We start from the raw sequence: 16,832 nt of genomic DNA, 5'->3' as shown, positions 1-16,832 counted from the left end.
TATTTTTTTTCCCACTGGTTGTGTTAAAAATGTGCCGTGGGGCGTGGGGGCGCGGGGGTGGGGGGGGGCTTGGCCCGTGTGGTTGGCCGGGGGTAAAACCCCGATAAAGGGGGGGGGGGGGGGGGCCCGCCCCCCCCGCTACACTATGCGATTCCCGTCCGCTACTTGGCGGCGACCACCTGCAGTGCGATGACGGCCGAGAGGTCGTCGTGCAGGCGGACGGTGGCCTCGTGGTCACCGGTCACCTTGATGGGGTTGGGGAGCTCGATCTTGCGCTTGTCGAGCTCGCCGATGCCGGCGGCCTTGACCGCGTCGGCGACGTCGCCCGTCTTCACGGAGCCGAACAGACGGCCCTCGCGGCCGGCCTTGACGACCAGCTTGACGCGGGTCGCCTCGAGCTTCGCCTTGAGGTCCTGAGCGGCCTCGATCGTGTGCAGCTCGCGAGCGGCGCGGGCCGCCTTGATCTGATCGACCTGCTTCTCGCCACCACGGCTCCACACGATGGCGAAGCCCTGGGGGACGAGGTAGTTGCGTGCGTAGCCGTTCTTGACGTCGACGACGTCACCGGCGGAGCCGAGGCCGGTGACCTCGTGCGTGAGAATAACCTTCGACATTCTGTCCCTACTCCTTAACGGCCAGAGCCGGCGTAGGGGAGGAGTGCCATCTCGCGCGCGTTCTTGACTGCGCGGGCGATGAGGCGCTGCTCCTGCACGGAGACACCGGTGATGCGGCGGGCGCGGATCTTTCCACGCTCGGAGATGAACTTCCGCAGGGTGGCGACGTCCTTGTAGTCAATGACGCCGACGCGGACGGACTTCGCCGGTGCGGCGTTCTTCCCGTCCTTGCCCTTGCGGATCGGCTTGCGGCGGTCGCCGCTCGACTTTCCAGCCATGATTTCCTTTGCTTTCCGCCTGACGTGGCCGCGGCCGGTCAGGCAAACTCAGTTGGAGGGACCCTTTAGAACGGGGTCTCGTCGTTGTAGGAGCCCGGAGTGTTCCAGACGTCGGCGCCCGCGGACGGGTCCGCCGGCGCGGAAGCGGCCCACGGCTCCTCGACGGCGGGAGCACCGCCACCGAAGCCACCACCGGGGCCACCAGGGCCACGACCCGACGACTGCGCACGGGTCACCTGAGCGGTGGCGTACCGCAGCGACGGCCCGATCTCATCGATCTCGAGCTCGATGGAGGTGCGCTTCTCGCCCTCCTTCGTCTCGTAGGAGCGCTGCTTGAGACGCCCCTGAGCGATGACGCGGGACCCCTTGGTCAGCGAACCAGCGACGTGCTCGGCGAACTCACGCCAGACGCTCGCGCGCAGGAAGAGAGCCTCACCGTCCTTCCAGTCGTTCGCCTGACGGTCGAACGTGCGGGGAGTGGATGCGATGGTGAAGTTGGCGACAGCCAGCCCGTTCTGCGTGTAGCGCAGCTCGGGGTCGGCCGTGAGGTTGCCCACCACGGTGATGACGGTCTCGCCGGCCATGGGACTAGGCGCCGGCCTTCTCGGGGGCGGCAGCCTTCTCGGCGACAGCAGCCTTCTCGGCGGCAGCGGCCTTGTCGGCGGAGGTGGACGCCTTGCGGGCGGCCTTCTCGTCTGCGCGCTTCTGAGCGGCCGCGACCTGGGCGATGGCCTCTTCGGCACGGAGCACCTTGGTGCGCATGACGGCCTCGCTGAGCTTCAGCTGGCGGTCGAGCTCCTTCGTGGTTTCACCGGTCGCGGTGAGCTGCACGACGGCGTAGATGCCCTCGGACTTCTTGTTGATCTCGTACGCCAGGCGACGACGACCCCAGATGTCGATGTTGTCGACAGATCCGCCGTCGTTGCGAACGACGTTGAGGAACTTGTCGAGGCTCGGAGCTACGGTGCGCTCATCGATCTCGGGATCGAGGATGACCATCAACTCGTACTGATGCATGACTAACCCACCTCCTCTGGTCTCAGCGGCTGCAGACGTTCTGCAGCAGGAGGGTTTGACATCTGTTGCGTAGGCAGGACTCTGCCAGGGCAACTTATCTAGGGTAGCGGATGCGCTGGTCCCGCGCCAACCGGGGCGCTGGGTGGTGGTGTCTGCGACGGTCTCTGCGATGCTCATGCGTCCAGCCTCGCGATGAGGGGAGGCCTTCGGGACGGCGTGCGCTGATCTGTGGACAACTCGTCCGGGTGCCGACTCTGTGGAGGAGCAAAGCCCCGGAGGACCAAAGCCCTGGAGGACCGAAGCTCCGGAGGCCTACCGCGCCTCCCACCACGCGAGCAGCCGCCGCGTGGCCTCCTCCTCGCCGAGCGGTCCTTCATCGAGCCGCAGCTCCAGGAGGAAGGAGAGCGCCTGACCGACGTCGCGTCCGGGCCTCAGCCCCAGCAGCCGCATCACCTGCTCCCCGTCGAGGTCGGGCCGGACGGCGTCCAGCTCCTCTTGCGCCTTCAGCTCGGCGATCCGCTGCTCGAGGTCGTCGTACGCGAAGCCGAGCCGATCGGCCTTGCGCCGGTTGCGCGTGGTCACGTCCGCACGGGTCAGCATGTGCAGGCGCTCCAGCTCGCCGCCGGCGTCGCGCACGTACCGGCGGACGGCCGAGTCGGTCCAGTGCGCGTCGGAGTACCCGAAGAAGCGGAGGTGCAGCTCGATGAGGCGCGCGACCGCGTCGATCGTGGCCTTGTCGAAGCGCAGGGCGGTCAGCCGCTTCTTGGCGAGCTTCGCCCCGACGACGTCGTGGTGATAGAAGGAGACGGCGCCGCCGGGCTCGAACCGCCGCGTCGCGGGCTTGCCGATGTCGTGCAGGAGCGCGGCGATCCGCAGCACCAGGTCGGGCGCCGTGCCGGGGTGGCGCTCCTTCTCGTAGCCGATCGCCTGGTCGAGCACGGTCAGGCTGTGCTGGTACACGTCCTTGTGGTGGTGGTGCTCGTCCACCTCCAGCCGCAGCGCCGGCAGCTCCGGCAGCACCTGGTCGGCGAGCCCGGAGTCCACCAGGAGCTCGATGCCGGGCCGCGGGTCGTCGGACGCCAGCAGTTTCGTGAGCTCGTCCCGCACGCGCTCGGCACTGACGATGCCGATGCGCTCGGCCATGTCCGCCATCGCCTCGCGCGTCTGGTCGTCGACGGCGAAGCCGAGCTGGGAGGCGAACCGGGCGGCCCGCATCATCCGCAGCGGGTCGTCGCCGAACGAGACCTCCGGGCTCGACGGCGTGGTGATGCGCCGGGCCAGGAGGTCCTCCACGCCGCCGGACGGGTCCACCAGCCGCACCTCCGGGATGCGGAGGGCGAGCGCGTTGACCGTGAAGTCCCGGCGCAGCAGGTCGCCCTCGAGCGTGTCCCCGAACTCCACCTCCGGCTTGCGCGTCGCGCCGTCGTAGTTGTCGCTGCGGTAGGTCGTGATCTCGACCGTGTCGTCGCCGAAGCGCGCCCCGATCGTCCCGAACGCGCGGCCGATGTCCCACACGGCGTCGGCGATCGGCCGGACGACGCCCAGGATGTCGTCCGGGCGCGCGTCGGTGGTGAAGTCCAGATCATGCACCTCGCGGCCCAGGAGGGCGTCGCGCACGGGGCCTCCCACGAGCGACAGCTCGAAGCCGGCTGCGGCGAACGCCCGGGCGAGCCGATCGACCGTCGGGGTCGCCGCGAGGGCGCCGAGGCGGTCGAGGGATTCGGCGACGGACTGCATGGTCACTCAGTTTAATGGGAGGCCGAACGCGCTGCTCGCGTCGGCGCGAGGCCGCGTGCTCGCCGGGCTCTCACAGGGGGCGGCCCCTAGACTCGTCGACATGGAGGCGGAACCGGTATCGTGCGTCGGCGCATGAGCGCATCCGGCTTCACCCTCCGGGGTGCGCGACTGCCTGCTGCCCTGATCGGCGCAGGGGTCGCCGTCCTCGCCCTGCTCGCCGGTCCCGGCGCGAGCCCGGCGGCAGCGTCCTCCGGCCCCGCGTCCATCGCCGCGGCTTCCGTCCGCACGGCGACGAACGCCTCGATCAACGCGTCCCTCACCGCCGACAACGGCGGGGTGCTCGCGCCGGGGCAGGAGCTGGTCGCCTCCGTCACGGTGACCAACCCGACGGACACCGCCTACACGGCCGGCTCGGTCGGGCTGTGGCTCGACCCGCAGCCGCAGAAGACGCGAGCGGATCTCGCCTCCTGGCTCACCTCGACCGATGCGGTCTCGAACCGCGTCGACCTCGGCAAGGCGCCCCTCCCCATCCTCGAGCCGGGCTCCAGCGTCGTGGTGCGCGTGAACGTGCCGACGGCGGCCGTCCCGTTCGCCACCAGGACCACCTCGGCCGTCTACGGGCTCGGCGCCACGGTCGACATCGGCCCGGCGGTCGCGAACGCCCGGGGATCGGTCGTCTGGAGCCCCGGGGATGCAGCGACGCGCTCCACGGTCGGCGTCGTGATGCCGATCGTGAGCCCGTCGACCGGTGACGGCCTCATCGCCGCGCAGGATCTGGCCACCTACACGGCGCCGAACGGCGTGCTGACCCGCGACCTCGACGGCCTCCAGAACCATGCGACCGTCGCGATCGGCATCGATCCGATGATCCTCGCGTCCATCCGCGCGCTCGGCAATTCCGCGCCCTCCAGCGCGACGGCGTGGCTCGACCGGCTGAGCGCCCTCCCGAACGACACCTTCTCACTCGGTTACGGTGACGCGGATGTCGCCGGCCAGATCCAGTCGGGCCTTCCCGCGCCGCTGCAGCCGACGGCGCTGGGCTACGCGCTCGACCCCAAGAACTTCTCGCCGACCCCGTCGGCGATCGGGGAGCCGCAGAACCCGACATCCACTCCCGCGGCGACGCCCAGCCCGACGCCCACGCCCGGCACAGGGACGGCGCTCCCCACCCTCGACCGGCTGCTGGCCTGGAACTACAGCCTCCGCGGCGTCGCGTGGCCCGGCGACGACACCCTCCGCTCGGCCGACCTCGCCCCCCTCGCGGCGGCAGGCCTCGGGACCGTCGTCGTGTCGGGCAGCAACACCAATGCCGACAAGCTCGACTCGACCCCGAACGCGCCGCAGCACAGCGGATCGTCGACGCTCGCGGTCTCCGATCAGCGGCTCTCCGAGGCGCTCCGCCAGGCCGTCTCGGCGCCGAGCGACCTCGCCTGGAACGCCGCGATGTCGAAGCTGAACGCGCAGCTCCAGCTCATCAGCGCGGAGGGCACGACGCCGCGCCACCTGCTCCTCGCGCTCGACCGCTCCTGGCCGTCGAGCGGGACGCAGCTCCAGCGCACGCTGGACGCCCTGTTCACCAGCCCGTTCGCGGCTCCGTCGACGTTCCCCGCCCTGCTGTCGTCCGCGCCGTCGTCCGAGCTCGCGATGACCGACGCCCCCGAGTCGCCGACCCGGATCGACAGCATCCACCTCCTGCTGCAGGACGAGAAGTCGATCGACGCGTTCGCGACCATCCTCAGCGACCCGCCGACGCTCACCGGGCAGACCCGCGCGCAGTTGCTCACGCTCCTCGCGGTCTCCTGGCAGAACCCGCGCACCCAGTGGAGCACGGCGGTCAGCTCGAGCAGACAGGCGACGGTCAAGACCCTCCACTCGGTCCACATCCTGCCCACCGAGAACGTGAACCTGGTGAGCGCGCAGGGGTCGATTCCGTTCACGGTCAGCAATGAGTTGAGCACGGAGGCGGTCACGGTCGTGCTCAGCGCGTCGCCGTCGAACAGCCGCCTGGAGATCGACGCGCCGACCACGAAGACCATCCCGCAGGACTCGCGTGCGACGATGCTCGTGCCGGTGAAGGCCAAGGTCGGAAACGGCCAGGTCATCCTGTCCCTGCAGCTCTACAGCCCGACGGGCGTGCCGATCGGCGACACCAGCTCGGTCACGGTGGATGTGCACGCCGATTGGGAGGGCATCGGGGCGCTGATCTTCGGCGGCCTGCTCGTGCTGCTGTTCGGCTTCGGGATCGTGCGGAACATCCTGCGCCGGCGTGACCAGCGCCGGAAGGCCGAGGACGAGGCTATGACGCAGGACGAGGCTGCGACGGAGGACGAGAATGGCTCAGACGCCACTGCCGGCGACGCCTCCGGTGACACAGCGGAAGCGGACACCCACCCCGCCCAGGGAGGCGCCGATGGCTAGCGTCGGCCGGGCGAGCGCAATGCTCGCGTCCGGCACCTTCGTGTCACGCCTCCTCGGGTTCGGCAGGGCGTGGCTGCTCGTCCAGGCGATCGGCCTGTCCAGCATCGCCGCGAACGCGTACAACACCGCCACGATCGTGCCGAACAGCGTGTACGCCATCATCGCCCAGGGCATCCTCAACGCGATCCTGGTGCCGCAGATCGTGCGCGCCTCGGTCAACCCCGACGGTGGACGCGCCTACATCAACAAGCTCATCACGCTCGGGATGGTGGTGTTCGCGGGGGTGGCCGCCGTCGCCACGCTGCTCTCCCCGGTCCTGATGTCCCTCTACGGCCTGCGCGGGGCCCAGGCGGAGCTCGCGACCGCCTTCGCGTACTGGTCGCTGCCGCAGATCTTCTTCCTCGGGCTGTACACCCTGCTTGGGGAGGTCCTGAACGCGCGCAAGTCGTTCGGTCCGTTCACCTGGGCGCCGGTGATCAACAACCTCGTCGGCGTCGTCATGCTCGGCGTGTTCGTGCTCGCCTTCGGCGCCTACGCCACGGGGAACAACCATCCGGTGTGGTCGCCGGGGATGGTGGCGCTGCTCGCCGGCGGGGCGACGCTGGGGCTGGCGGCGCAGGCGCTCGTGCTCTTCCTCTTCTGGCGCCGGATCGGCCTCCGTTTCCGCTTCGACTTCGGCTGGCGCGGGGTGAACCTCGGCTCGGCGGGCAAGGCAGCGGGCTGGACCTTCGCGATGCTCATCGCCACGCAGATCGCGGGACTCGTGGAGACCAACGTCGCCAACTCGGTCGGTACGGGGCACGCCGGCTCGTTCGCGATGACGAACGCCTGGCTCGTCTTCATGCTCCCGCACGGCATCATCGCCGTGTCGATCGTGACCGCCTTCTACACGCGGATGGCGGAGCACGCCCACCGCGGAGCCATCGACTCCTTCCGCGACGACTTCTCGAGCGCCGCACGGTCGATCATGTTCCTGATCGTGCTGGCGTCGGCCGTGCTGATCGTCCTCGCCTATCCCGTCGCCCGGGTCTTCACCTCGTCCTACCAGTCGATGGGCAACGTGCTCATCGCCTACCTCATCGGACTGGTCCCGTTCTCTCTCGTGTTCATGGCCCAGCGCGCCTTCTACTCGCTCGGGGACACCCGGACGCCGTTCATGTTCACCCTCGTGCAGACGGTGGTGATCATCGTGGGCGTGCTCGCGTGCTTCTCGGTGCCCGCGGACTTCCGCGCCGCCGCCATCGCCTTCGTGGTCTCCGGCGCGAGCGTCGTGCAGGCGGGCCTGGCGTTCGCGTTGCTGCGCCGCCGCACCGGGGGAGTGGACGGCCGGCGCATCCTGGACGGGATGTGGCGCTTCCTCGTCGCCGGAGTCGCGTCGATGGTCGCCGGCGGCGGGTTCCTCGTCATCCTCGGGGGAGTGGGCCACGGCTCCTTCCCGGTGAGCGGTCCGGTCGCCGCCGTCGTCTCGTCGGCGATCGTCGGCGTGATCATGCTCGTCGTCTACGTCGGCTTCCTCGCCATCCTGCGTTCGAGCGATCTGGAGGCCGGTCTCGCGCCCGTTCTGGAGCGCGCCGCGGCCCGTTCCTCCGCTCGCAGGTGACACGGAATAGCATCCGCCTAGGATGTGTTCTACAGGGCGGTGTCTCCGGACGGAGCACCGCAGACCATCAAGGAGTTCCTCCGTGCGGCAGATCATCATCATCGGTTCCGGCCCAGCCGGTTACACGGCGGCCATCTACGCCGCTCGCGCCAACCTCAAGCCGCTGCTGATCGCCTCCTCCGTCGAGGCCGGCGGCGAGCTGATGAACACCACGGAGGTCGAGAACTTCCCCGGCTTCCCCGACGGTGTCATGGGCCCCGACCTCATGTTCAAGATGCAGGCGCAGGCCGAGAAGTTCGGCACGGACATCGTCCTCGACGACGTCGTGTCCGTCGACCTCTCCGGCGACGTCAAGACGGTCACACTCGGCTCCGGCGACGTCCATGAGGCGCTGTCGGTCATCTTCGCCACGGGCTCCGCGTACCGCAAGCTCGGGCTGGAGGACGAGGAGCGCCTGTCCGGTCACGGCGTCTCCTGGTGCGCCACCTGCGACGGGTTCTTCTTCCGTGAGCGCACGATCGCCGTCGTCGGCGGCGGCGACTCGGCGATGGAGGAGGCGACCTTCCTGACCCGCTTCGCGGACAAGGTGTACGTCATCCACCGCCGCGACTCGCTCCGCGCCTCCAAGATCATGCAGGAGCGCGCGTACGCCAACGAGAAGATCGAGTTCGTCTGGAACTCGGAGGTCGTCGGCATCAGCGGCGACGAGCAGGTGCGCGCGGTGACGCTGCGCAACCTGGAGACCGGCGAGCAGAGCGAGCTGGAGCTGCAGGGCCTGTTCATCGCGATCGGCAACGACCCGCGGGTCCATCTGGTCCACGGCCAGCTCGACCTCACTCCGGAGGGGACCATCGCGGTCGCCGGCCGGAGCTCCAAGACGAAGGTCGCGGGCGTGTTCGCCGCGGGCGACGTGGTCGACCCCACCTACCGCCAGGCGGTCACCGCCGCTGCGTCGGGTACGGTCGCCGCGCTCGACGCCGAGCACTACCTCACGACCCTCCCCAAGGACCTGCTGGAGCGCGCGGCGGAGGGCGCGTCCGGCGATCTCGAACTCACGACCACCGCATAAGGAGAATCAGCAACTATGTCAGCAGCACGTTCCGTGACGGACGCCACTTTCGAGCAGGACGTCCTCAGCAGCGGAAAGACCGTCCTCGTCGACTTCTGGGCCGAGTGGTGCGGTCCGTGTCGCGCCGTGGGCCCGATCCTCGACCAGATCGCCGCCGAGCACGCGGACAAGATCGAGATCGTCAAGCTCAACGTGGACGAGAACCCGCAGACCGCTGCGAAGTACCAGATCACGTCCATCCCCGCGATGAAGGTCTACCAGGGTGGCGAGGTCGTCAAGACCGTCATCGGCGCCAAGCCGAAGCCCGCCCTCGAGGCCGACCTGGCCGCCTACCTCGCGTAGCGCGACAGCCAGACAGCTTCCACACACTGTCAGACCCGTCCGGCGCTCATCCGCCGGGCGGGTCTTTCGTGTATCCGGGAGTCGGCTCGATTTCCAGCGGGATACGTGCCACCCCTAGCATGAATGAACGACACGAGAAACGGACGATTCGTGACAGAACAGGGCAGCCCTCGCCAGCAGGGCAACAATCTGGACCCGTGGTATCACCACTACGCACAGCGCACCAGCGGCCTGGCCGCCAGTGAGGTCCGAGCCCTGTTCGCCGTCGCCAGCCGCCCCGAGGTGGTCTCGCTGGCCGGCGGCATGCCGTACGTCGCGGCACTCCCCGAGGATCTGGTCGTCGGGGCGATGGACCGGGTGATGCGCGAGCAGGGTCCGGTCGCCCTCCAGTACGGGTCCGGCCAGGGCGTTCCGGCGCTGCGGGAGCAGATCCTGGAGGTGATGGCGCTCGAGGGGATCAGCGGCAGCGCCGACGACGTCATCGTGACGACCGGCTCGCAGCACGCGCTCGAACTGTTCAGCAAGCTGTTCATCGACCCGGGCGACGTCGTGCTGGCCGAAGGCCCCAGCTACGTGACGGCGATGGTCATCTTCCGCTCGTACCAGGCGGAGGTCGACCACATCCCGATGGACGAGCACGGGCTCATCCCGGAGGCTCTGCGCGAGCACATCGCGCGGCTGAAGGCAGCGGGCCGGCGGGTGAAGTTCCTCTACACGGTGCCGACCTTCCACAATCCGGCCGGAGTCACCCTGTCCTGGGAGCGGCGACTCGAGATCCTCGAGATCGCCCGCCAGAACGACATCCTGGTGCTGGAGGACAACCCGTACGGGCTGCTCTACTTCGGTGAGAAGCCTCCTGCCGCGATGCGGTCCGTCGAGCGCGAGGGCGTCGTCTACTTGGGCACCTTCTCGAAGACCCTCGCGCCCGGGTTCCGGGTCGGCTGGGCGCTCGCTCCCCACGCCATCCGGGAGAAGCTCATCCTCGCCAACGAGGCGGCCGTGCTCAGCCCGAGCTCGTTCAGCCAGCTCGTCATCTCGGAGTATCTGCGCGACGCCGACTGGCGCGGCCAGATCGACACGTTCCGCGGTGTGTACCGGGAGCGCAAGGAGGCCATGATCTCCGCGCTCGAGGAGTACCTCCCCGAGTTGTCCTGGACGAACCCGAACGGCGGGTTCTACGTGTGGCTCACCCTGCCGTCGCACCTCGACTCCAAGGCCATGCTGCCGCGCGCCGTGACCGAGCTCGTCGCGTACACGCCGGGCACCGCGTTCTACGGGGACGGGTCGGGCGCGCAGAACATCCGGCTGTCGTTCTGCTACCCGACGCCGGAGAGCATCAAGGTCGGGGTCCGCCGGCTCGCCAACGTCATCAACGGCGAGCAGGACCTCCTGGACACCTTCGCCGGCACCGGTCCGCTCACCGCGTCGCGCGCGAGCCGCACCAGCCCGAACCCGCCGACGGATCTGCGCTGACCGACGCGTCAGACAGCGTCCATCACGCCCCGCCAGTGCATCCATTGCCGAAGAAAGAGCAGATCATGGCCGAAAAAGAACCACTCGACATCGTCGTTCTCGCCGGCGGCATCTCGCACGAGCGCGACATCTCGCTGCGCAGCGGACGACGTGTCGCCGACGGCCTCCAGTCGTTCGGGCACCACGTCACCGTGCGCGAGCCGGACGGCGCGCTGCTCGGATTCCTCAAGGAGAGCCGCCCAGACGTCGTCTGGCCGGCGCTCCACGGATCGAGTGGTGAGGACGGCGCCCTCCGTGCGCTGCTGGAACTCGCCGGCGTGCCGTTCGTCGGGTCGACCACCGACGCCGCCCGGCTCGCCTGGTCGAAGCCGTCCGCCAAGACCGTCGTATCCCGTGCCGGCGTCGCCACTCCCGCCTCGGTCACGCTTCCGAAGGAGACCTTCCGGGAGCTCGGCGCCAACAGCGTACTGGCGACGGTGCTCGGCGCATTCGACGTCCCCCTCGTGGTGAAGCCGGCCCACGGCGGCTCGGCGCAGGGTGTCTCGATCGTCACAGCTGCTGAGGAGCTCCCGCGGGCGATGGTCGACGCGTACACGTATGCCGATGTCGCCCTGATCGAACGGAAGGTCGCCGGTGTGGAGGTCTCTGTCGCCGTGCTCGACACCGGCGACGGTCCGGTCGCGCTTCCGCCGGTGGAGATCGAGCCGATCGAGGGCACCTACACGTTCGATGCGCGTTACAACGCGGGGGAGACCCGGTTCTATGTGCCCGCGCGGCTAGACGAGGCGACCGCCGAGGCGGTCTCGGCCGCGGCGACCACAGCACATGCCGCGCTCGGCCTCCGGCACCTGTCCCGGGTCGACCTGATCGTCGATGCGGCCGGCGTCCCGTGGTTCCTGGAGGCGAATGTGTTGCCGGGTCTCACCGAGACGTCGATCATGCCCCAGGCAATCGCGGCGTCGGGTCGGGACCTCGGGGATGTCTACGCGACGCTCGCGGCAGCGGCGATCGCGGACGCGGGGGAGTAATCGGGGGTTTCACGTGAAACGGGGGAGGCTGAGTCAGCCTCCCCCGTTATTCGTATTCGTGGGGTTTCACGTGAAACGGACCGGTGAACTGTAGGTCGGCTGGCCGATTTCGTCCAGAATCCGGTTCAGGTCCTGAATCGTGGCAAAATCCACCACGATCTGGCCTTTTCGTGCACCCAGGCTGATCTTGACGCGGGTATTCAGCCGATCACCGAGACGCTCGGCGACCTCATCCAGGTGTCCGCGGTGCTTGCCGGGGGAGGCCTTGGTCCGGGCCGGCTTCGGCGACCTGCTTGCTACGGCCTCAGCCGCGCGAACCGAGAGGTCCTCGTTCACGATCTTGTCGGCCAGCCGCACCATCGCGTCCTCGTCGCCGCCGACTGAGAGGATCGCGCGAGCGTGTCCCGCGCTCAGGACGCCGGCCGCCACGCGCGACTGCACCGGCGCCGGAAGCTTCAGCAGGCGGATCGTGTTGGTGATCTGCGGGCGCGACCGCCCGATCCGGGTCGCGAGCTGCTCCTGCGTGATCCCGAAGTCCGCAAGGAGCTGCTGGTAGGCCGACGCCTCCTCGAGCGGGTTGAGCTGCGACCGGTGCAGGTTCTCCAGGAGGGCATCCCGCAGCATGTCCTCATCGGCCGTGTCCTTGATGACCGCCGGAATGCTGTCGAACCCGAGCTCCTTGGTCGCCCGCAGCCGCCGCTCGCCCATGATGAGCTCGTACTTGTCCACCTCGCCGGCAATCGGACGGACGACCACGGGCTGGAGCACACCGACCTCGCGGATGCTCGCCACGAGCTCGTCCAGCGCATCGCGGTCGAACTCGACGCGCGGCTGCGCAGCGTTGGGCACGATGTCAGCGGGGGAGAGGTTCGCGAGCCGGGCGCCGGGGACCGCCACGAGCTCCGCCGTCGCCACCGCGGACGTCTCCGGGAAGAAGACATCCACCGGTCGCGACGACTGGTCGCTAATGGGGATGAGTGCGCCGATACCGCGTCCCAAACCAGTGCGCTTCGCTGCCATTAGCGGGGTACTCCTCTTCGTGCGATTTCAGCGGCCGCCTCGAGGTACGAAAGCGAACCGGACGAGTTCGCGTCATAGCTGATGACGCTCTGCCCATAGCTCGGTGCCTCCGATATCCGCACAGAGCGCGGAATAATCGTCTCGAGGACCTCGTCGGGGAAGTGTTGCCGGACATCATCCGCGACCTGATGGGCGAGGTTGGTCCGGGAGTCGTACATGGTCAGCAGGATCGTCGACACCTGCAGCTTCGGGTTGAGGTGCCGCTCGATGAGCTGGATGTTCTTCAGGAGCTGGCTCAGCCCCTCGAGCGCGTAGTACTCGCACTGAATCGGGATGAGCACCTCAGTGGCAGCGACGAAGGCGTTGATGGTGAGCAACCCGAGCGAGGGCGGGCAGTCGATGAGGACGTAGTCGATGTCGAACTCGTCCAGGAAACGACTGAGCGCACGCGACAGGCGCTGTTCACGGGCGACCATCGAGACGAGCTCGATCTCGGCGCCGGCGAGGTCGATGGTCGCGGGAATCACGAAGAGCCCATCGAACTCCGGGCTCTTCTGGATGACCTCCTCGAGCTCTTTGTCGTTGACGATCACGTCGTAGACGCTCGGAGTGCCCTCCCGATGCTCCACGCTCAGTGCGGTGGAGGCGTTCCCCTGCGGGTCGAGGTCGATCGCAAGGACCCGCGCGCCGGATTTTGCCAGGGCTGCAGCGAGGTTCACGACCGTGGTCGTCTTTCCGACGCCACCCTTCTGATTGGAGATCGTGAAGATCCGAGTTCGTGACGGCAACGGCAGCGTCGTTGAAGCGATGGCTTGTCTCCTCCTGGCCAGATCCTGCATTTCCCGCGCAAGGGGCGTCGACGCATCGAAGGTGATTTCACCCACCTCAACGGGAGCATCCTGGTCGGGTTGTTTCACGTGAAACCTCGTTGCTTGGTACGGTGTACGGCCTCGCCGCGGGGAGATGCTGGAACGCGGTGCGAACCACTCGTCAACTCTAGCTTGACTGTCCGACGACACCCTTCAGCATCGCGGAAGCTGTGGAGAACGCAGATATCCTCAGCGAACCTTTGCCCGAATGACCCGGGTGACATCATCGAGGACGCCCTCACCCAGGGTCAGGACCTCGACGTCATGGACGCCGTACTTACGCATCTCTTTGGAGGCCGCTTGTACCTCTGCGGGCGCACCAGCGCCCTTCATCAGCACCAGTTCACCGCCAGCGCGAACCAGGGGAGCGGTCAGCGGAATGAGTTTGCGGAACGCGCTCACGGCTCGGGCGGTGACCTGGTCCAGCGGCTCCGTCAGCCGTGCGTCCTCGGCCCGATCGCGCACGACGGCCACATTGCTGAGTCCGAGCTCGTCCACCTGCTCATTCAGCCAGGCGACGCGGCGCTCCATCGGCTCGATGAGCACGAAATCAACGTCGGGTCGAGCAATGGCAAGCACGAGTCCGGGCAAGCCGGCGCCGCTTCCGACATCCCCAACGCGTCCCGGCTTGAGGAGCGGTGCGACGATCGCGCAGTTCAGGATGTGACGCGACCAGATGCGGGGGAGTTCAAGGGGTCCGATCAACCCACGCTCTTCGCCCTGTGCAACAAGGTTGGCCGTAAATGAGCGAGCGACGTCGATTCGCTCACCGAAGAGGGTTCCAGCGACCGCGGGTTCGGTCTCGACGGAATCAGTCACCGTTTCACGTGAAACTACGCGGGGGTGATGACGGTGTGGCGGTCACGACCCTCGCCGCGGGAGTTGGACACGTAGCCTCGCTCGGACACGATGTCGTGCACGAGCTTGCGCTCGTAGGACGACATCGCGGGCAGCGAAGCCTCGGCCGAACCTTCCTCCAGTCGCGCGATCGCCCGGTCAACGAGGGTGGCGAGCTCCGCCTGGCGCGCGTCGCGCGAGCCGGCGATGTCGAGGATCAGCCGGGAGAATCCGCCCGTCTGGTTCTGAACTGCAAGACGGGTCAGCTCCTGGAGTGCCGCGACCGTGTCGGGCTTCGACAGGAGGCGGAGGTTGGTGCCTTCTTCAGCATTCACCGAGATGTACGCGCGCCCGTTGCGGGTGTCGATGTCGATGTCGCCATCGATGTCGGCGATGTCCAGCAGCTCCTCGATGTAGTCCGCGGCGATGTCGCCTTCACGGTCGAGGTCGGCAGGGGGCGTCGTCTCGGCGTCGCCGTCCACGTCTGGGGTGATGGGGGAGTGGACGGCTTCCTCCTCGGAAGGCGTGAACTCGGTCTGCACGTCGGTCATATCCCTACTTCTTTCCGGCCTGCTTCTTCGCGCGGTTCTTGTTCACCGGCTGCACGCGCTGCGTGGTCACCGGCTTCTGCGGCACTTCGTCCACCTGGAGAACGATGGCGCCGTCCTGCACCAGCTTGCCCTTACGGGCCAGGCGGGCCTCGCGTGCCTTGGCCGCGTCGGATCCCGGCGTCGGCAGGTTGCGGATCACGAGGAACTGCTGACCCATCGTCCAGAGGTTCGAGGTCAGCCAATAGAACATGACGCCGAGCGGGAACGCGTAGCCGGAGAACAGGAACACGAAGGGGAGCAGGTAGAGCAGGATGCGCTGCTGCTTGAACTGCGGGCTCGCCTTGGTCTCCGGCGACATGTTCTTGGAGACGATCTGGAGCTGGGTGAGGAACTGCGATCCCGTCATCAGCACGACCATGATCGCGGCGATCACCATGACGGCGACCTGAGGCGGGTTGGCGTGCTGGGCGCCCGAGAAGCTCTGGTGCAGCGGGGCCACGCCGAACAGTGTCGCGCTGCCGAACTGCTCGGCGAGCGTCGCATTCAGCGGGCCGACGCCGGCCTTGCCGCTCTGGGCGCCGTTGAGCACCTGGAACAGCGCGAAGAACACCGGCATCTGCAGCAGCAGCGGGAGGCACGAGCTCAGCGGGTTGGTGCCCGTCTTCTTGTAGAGCTCCATCGTCTCGCGCGACATCGCCTCGCGGGAGAACTGGTCCTTCTTGCCCTTGTACTTGTCCTGGATCTTCTTGAGCTGCGGCGCGATCTCCAGCATGCGTCGCTGGTTCTTGATCTGCCGGACGAAGATCGGGATGAGGGCCGCGCGCACGACGACGGTCAGGCCGACGATGGACAGCACCCAGGTGATACCTGCCGCCGGGTCCATACCGATGTTGCTGAACACCCAGTGCCAGGCGACGAGGATGAGCTCCACGACCCATTTGATGGGCCAGAGGATGGTACCGAAAATGTCAGGCATGTTGGGGTGCTAGGCCTTTCCCTGGCTGATGGCGACGACGAATCCGAACGGAGTGACCCGGTAGCGGTGCTTCTTCTTGAGGGGGACGTCATCGACCCCTCCGGCTGCCCACGGGTGGCAGCGCGCGATCCGGCGGACGCCGAGCGCGCTCCCGATGATCACTCCATGCTCCTGAATCGCCTGCAGAGCATAGGCGGAGCACGAGGGGTAGTACCGGCAGACATCGCCGTACAGCGGGGAGATCACCCCTCGGTACGCCCGAAGCACCAGCACGGCAGCGTTCCTCGGAGCGAGGAGCACAGCTGCGATCGCGGTGTTCATGGACGGACGTTGCCTTCGGTGGTGTCCCGTGGACGGTTGTCGCGCGGACTGGTGGTGTGACGGCTGAGGAAACGGTCGGTGGCCCGCGAGACCTCACCGTGCAGATTAGCCCACGTCAGGTGGGCGGACGCTGGCAATGCCCGGATCACCACATCGATGCCGGCGCCGTCGGCGACCGCCGGCGACAGGTGGGGGAGGAGGTCGTACGCCGCGGCTTTGAGCCGACGCCGCACGCGGTTGCGGACGACCGCGTTCCCGACCGCCTTGCTCACGATGAAACCGAATCGCACCACGTCGGAGTCGCGGTTGAAGCGGACGTACGCGATCGTGCTCGCTTCGTTGAAGCGAGCACCTCGTCGCACGGTCGCCCGGTACTCCGCGCCCCGCGTGATGCGATGGTTCTTCGCGAGCACGCGCCGCGACCTACGCCGGAAGGGGCTCTGACCCGGAGGGGGTCAGGCCGAAAGCTTCTCGCGGCCCTTGGTGCGGCGCGCCGACAGGATAGCGCGGCCGGCGCGCGTGCGCATGCGGAGGCGGAAACCGTGGGTCTTCGCGCGCTTACGGTTGTTCGGCTGGAACGTTCTCTTGCTCATATCAATCTCCGTGGTGGTCTCTTCACAGGCCGGTGCTGAAAGGATTTCGGCCAGCACGGGGAGGCCAGGAAAGTTTCTGGGCAGCCGAA

General features: G+C 67.9%; 19 protein-coding genes. 6 read left to right on the top strand and 13 right to left on the bottom strand.

Annotated features, from left to right (window positions below):
- Positions 1 to 161: 161 nt before the first annotated feature.
- From rplI to ACFQ9V_RS03790, 5 genes are all read right to left on the bottom strand, one after another.
- Complete coding sequence (gene rplI, locus ACFQ9V_RS03810) at positions 162 to 614, bottom strand: 50S ribosomal protein L9 (protein WP_370055389.1); 453 nt, start codon at positions 612 to 614, stop codon at positions 162 to 164.
- A gap of 14 nt (positions 615 to 628) precedes the next feature.
- The gene (gene rpsR / locus ACFQ9V_RS03805) at positions 629 to 892 is read right to left on the bottom strand and encodes a 30S ribosomal protein S18 (RefSeq protein ID WP_018189012.1); all 264 of its coding nucleotides are present in this window, start codon (positions 890 to 892) and stop codon (positions 629 to 631) included.
- Positions 893 to 957: 65 nt separating this feature from the next.
- Positions 958 to 1,476, bottom strand: coding sequence for a single-stranded DNA-binding protein (locus tag ACFQ9V_RS03800; RefSeq protein ID WP_382457835.1), 519 nt, complete (start codon positions 1,474 to 1,476; stop codon positions 958 to 960).
- Between the two features lie 4 nt (positions 1,477 to 1,480).
- On the bottom strand, positions 1,481 to 1,909 hold the full coding sequence (gene rpsF, locus ACFQ9V_RS03795) for a 30S ribosomal protein S6 (protein ID WP_382457834.1): 429 nt from the start codon (positions 1,907 to 1,909) through the stop codon (positions 1,481 to 1,483).
- A 312-nt stretch (positions 1,910 to 2,221) separates the two neighbouring features.
- Positions 2,222 to 3,646, bottom strand: coding sequence for a CCA tRNA nucleotidyltransferase (locus tag ACFQ9V_RS03790; RefSeq protein WP_382457931.1), 1,425 nt, complete (start codon positions 3,644 to 3,646; stop codon positions 2,222 to 2,224).
- 132 nt (positions 3,647 to 3,778) lie between these two features.
- Between ACFQ9V_RS03790 and ACFQ9V_RS03785 the strand changes: the two genes are divergently transcribed.
- From ACFQ9V_RS03785 to ACFQ9V_RS03760, 6 genes are all read left to right on the top strand, one after another.
- Positions 3,779 to 6,064 carry a DUF6049 family protein gene (locus tag ACFQ9V_RS03785; protein WP_382457833.1) on the top strand — a complete coding sequence of 762 codons (2,286 nt, stop codon included), beginning with the start codon at positions 3,779 to 3,781 and terminating at the stop codon, positions 6,062 to 6,064.
- Positions 6,057 to 7,664, top strand: coding sequence for a murein biosynthesis integral membrane protein MurJ (murJ, locus tag ACFQ9V_RS03780; RefSeq protein ID WP_382457832.1), 1,608 nt, complete (start codon positions 6,057 to 6,059; stop codon positions 7,662 to 7,664). Before ACFQ9V_RS03785 ends, murJ begins: the two co-directional genes overlap by 8 nt.
- 82 nt (positions 7,665 to 7,746) lie before the next feature.
- Positions 7,747 to 8,733 carry a thioredoxin-disulfide reductase gene (gene trxB / locus ACFQ9V_RS03775; RefSeq protein ID WP_382457831.1) on the top strand — a complete coding sequence of 329 codons (987 nt, stop codon included), beginning with the start codon at positions 7,747 to 7,749 and terminating at the stop codon, positions 8,731 to 8,733.
- 15 nt (positions 8,734 to 8,748) lie between these two features.
- The gene (gene trxA / locus ACFQ9V_RS03770; RefSeq protein ID WP_179604159.1) at positions 8,749 to 9,075 is read left to right on the top strand and encodes a thioredoxin; all 327 of its coding nucleotides are present in this window, start codon (positions 8,749 to 8,751) and stop codon (positions 9,073 to 9,075) included.
- Between the two features lie 150 nt (positions 9,076 to 9,225).
- Entirely contained in the window at positions 9,226 to 10,548 is a 1,323-nt protein-coding gene (locus ACFQ9V_RS03765; RefSeq protein WP_382457830.1) for a PLP-dependent aminotransferase family protein, read from the top strand.
- A gap of 65 nt (positions 10,549 to 10,613) precedes the next feature.
- The gene (locus tag ACFQ9V_RS03760; RefSeq protein ID WP_382457829.1) at positions 10,614 to 11,576 is read left to right on the top strand and encodes a D-alanine--D-alanine ligase; all 963 of its coding nucleotides are present in this window, start codon (positions 10,614 to 10,616) and stop codon (positions 11,574 to 11,576) included.
- A 66-nt stretch (positions 11,577 to 11,642) separates the two neighbouring features.
- On the opposite strand, the gene ACFQ9V_RS03755 is transcribed toward ACFQ9V_RS03760, so the two are convergent.
- From ACFQ9V_RS03755 to rpmH, 8 genes are all read right to left on the bottom strand, one after another.
- Entirely contained in the window at positions 11,643 to 12,596 is a 954-nt protein-coding gene (locus tag ACFQ9V_RS03755) for a ParB/RepB/Spo0J family partition protein (protein WP_382457828.1), read from the bottom strand.
- Complete coding sequence (locus ACFQ9V_RS03750) at positions 12,596 to 13,435, bottom strand: ParA family protein (RefSeq protein WP_382457930.1); 840 nt, start codon at positions 13,433 to 13,435, stop codon at positions 12,596 to 12,598. Before ACFQ9V_RS03750 ends, ACFQ9V_RS03755 begins: the two co-directional genes overlap by 1 nt.
- 219 nt (positions 13,436 to 13,654) lie before the next feature.
- Positions 13,655 to 14,284 carry a 16S rRNA (guanine(527)-N(7))-methyltransferase RsmG gene (gene rsmG / locus ACFQ9V_RS03745; protein WP_382457827.1) on the bottom strand — a complete coding sequence of 210 codons (630 nt, stop codon included), beginning with the start codon at positions 14,282 to 14,284 and terminating at the stop codon, positions 13,655 to 13,657.
- A 14-nt stretch (positions 14,285 to 14,298) separates the two neighbouring features.
- A complete protein-coding gene (locus ACFQ9V_RS03740) occupies positions 14,299 to 14,853 on the bottom strand; it encodes a protein jag (RefSeq protein WP_382457826.1) in 555 nt (184 codons plus the stop codon).
- 4 nt (positions 14,854 to 14,857) lie between these two features.
- The gene (yidC, locus tag ACFQ9V_RS03735; protein WP_370055399.1) at positions 14,858 to 15,829 is read right to left on the bottom strand and encodes a membrane protein insertase YidC; all 972 of its coding nucleotides are present in this window, start codon (positions 15,827 to 15,829) and stop codon (positions 14,858 to 14,860) included.
- 9 nt (positions 15,830 to 15,838) lie between these two features.
- Positions 15,839 to 16,150, bottom strand: coding sequence for a membrane protein insertion efficiency factor YidD (gene yidD, locus ACFQ9V_RS03730; RefSeq protein ID WP_382457825.1), 312 nt, complete (start codon positions 16,148 to 16,150; stop codon positions 15,839 to 15,841).
- On the bottom strand, positions 16,147 to 16,563 hold the full coding sequence (gene rnpA / locus ACFQ9V_RS03725) for a ribonuclease P protein component (protein WP_382457824.1): 417 nt from the start codon (positions 16,561 to 16,563) through the stop codon (positions 16,147 to 16,149). The genes yidD and rnpA overlap by 4 nt, the downstream gene beginning before the upstream one ends.
- Before the next feature lie 42 nt (positions 16,564 to 16,605).
- A complete protein-coding gene (gene rpmH / locus ACFQ9V_RS03720) occupies positions 16,606 to 16,743 on the bottom strand; it encodes a 50S ribosomal protein L34 (RefSeq protein ID WP_382457929.1) in 138 nt (45 codons plus the stop codon).
- Positions 16,744 to 16,832: the final 89 nt, after the last annotated feature.

Source organism: Leifsonia sp. NPDC056665 (assembly GCF_042791795.1).
In the GTDB taxonomy this organism is placed as follows: domain Bacteria; phylum Actinomycetota; class Actinomycetes; order Actinomycetales; family Microbacteriaceae; genus Leifsonia.
This window is presented reverse-complemented; position numbering and strand designations above follow the sequence as displayed.

Coding starts and splice junctions, on each gene's coding strand:
- rplI (WP_370055389.1), bottom strand. CDS start 614: ATGTCGAAGGTTATTCTCACGCACGAGGTCACCGGCCTCGGCTCCGCC.
- ACFQ9V_RS03800 (WP_382457835.1), bottom strand. CDS start 1,476: ATGGCCGGCGAGACCGTCATCACCGTGGTGGGCAACCTCACGGCCGAC.
- rpsR (WP_018189012.1), bottom strand. CDS start 892: ATGGCTGGAAAGTCGAGCGGCGACCGCCGCAAGCCGATCCGCAAGGGC.
- ACFQ9V_RS03755 (WP_382457828.1), bottom strand. CDS start 12,596: ATGGCAGCGAAGCGCACTGGTTTGGGACGCGGTATCGGCGCACTCATC.
- trxA (WP_179604159.1), top strand. CDS start 8,749: ATGTCAGCAGCACGTTCCGTGACGGACGCCACTTTCGAGCAGGACGTC.
- ACFQ9V_RS03760 (WP_382457829.1), top strand. CDS start 10,614: ATGGCCGAAAAAGAACCACTCGACATCGTCGTTCTCGCCGGCGGCATC.
- ACFQ9V_RS03790 (WP_382457931.1), bottom strand. CDS start 3,646: ATGCAGTCCGTCGCCGAATCCCTCGACCGCCTCGGCGCCCTCGCGGCG.
- rpsF (WP_382457834.1), bottom strand. CDS start 1,909: ATGCATCAGTACGAGTTGATGGTCATCCTCGATCCCGAGATCGATGAG.
- yidC (WP_370055399.1), bottom strand. CDS start 15,829: ATGCCTGACATTTTCGGTACCATCCTCTGGCCCATCAAATGGGTCGTG.
- ACFQ9V_RS03740 (WP_382457826.1), bottom strand. CDS start 14,853: ATGACCGACGTGCAGACCGAGTTCACGCCTTCCGAGGAGGAAGCCGTC.
- murJ (WP_382457832.1), top strand. CDS start 6,057: ATGGCTAGCGTCGGCCGGGCGAGCGCAATGCTCGCGTCCGGCACCTTC.
- rpmH (WP_382457929.1), bottom strand. CDS start 16,743: ATGAGCAAGAGAACGTTCCAGCCGAACAACCGTAAGCGCGCGAAGACC.
- ACFQ9V_RS03750 (WP_382457930.1), bottom strand. CDS start 13,435: ATGCAGGATCTGGCCAGGAGGAGACAAGCCATCGCTTCAACGACGCTG.
- ACFQ9V_RS03785 (WP_382457833.1), top strand. CDS start 3,779: ATGAGCGCATCCGGCTTCACCCTCCGGGGTGCGCGACTGCCTGCTGCC.
- yidD (WP_382457825.1), bottom strand. CDS start 16,150: ATGAACACCGCGATCGCAGCTGTGCTCCTCGCTCCGAGGAACGCTGCC.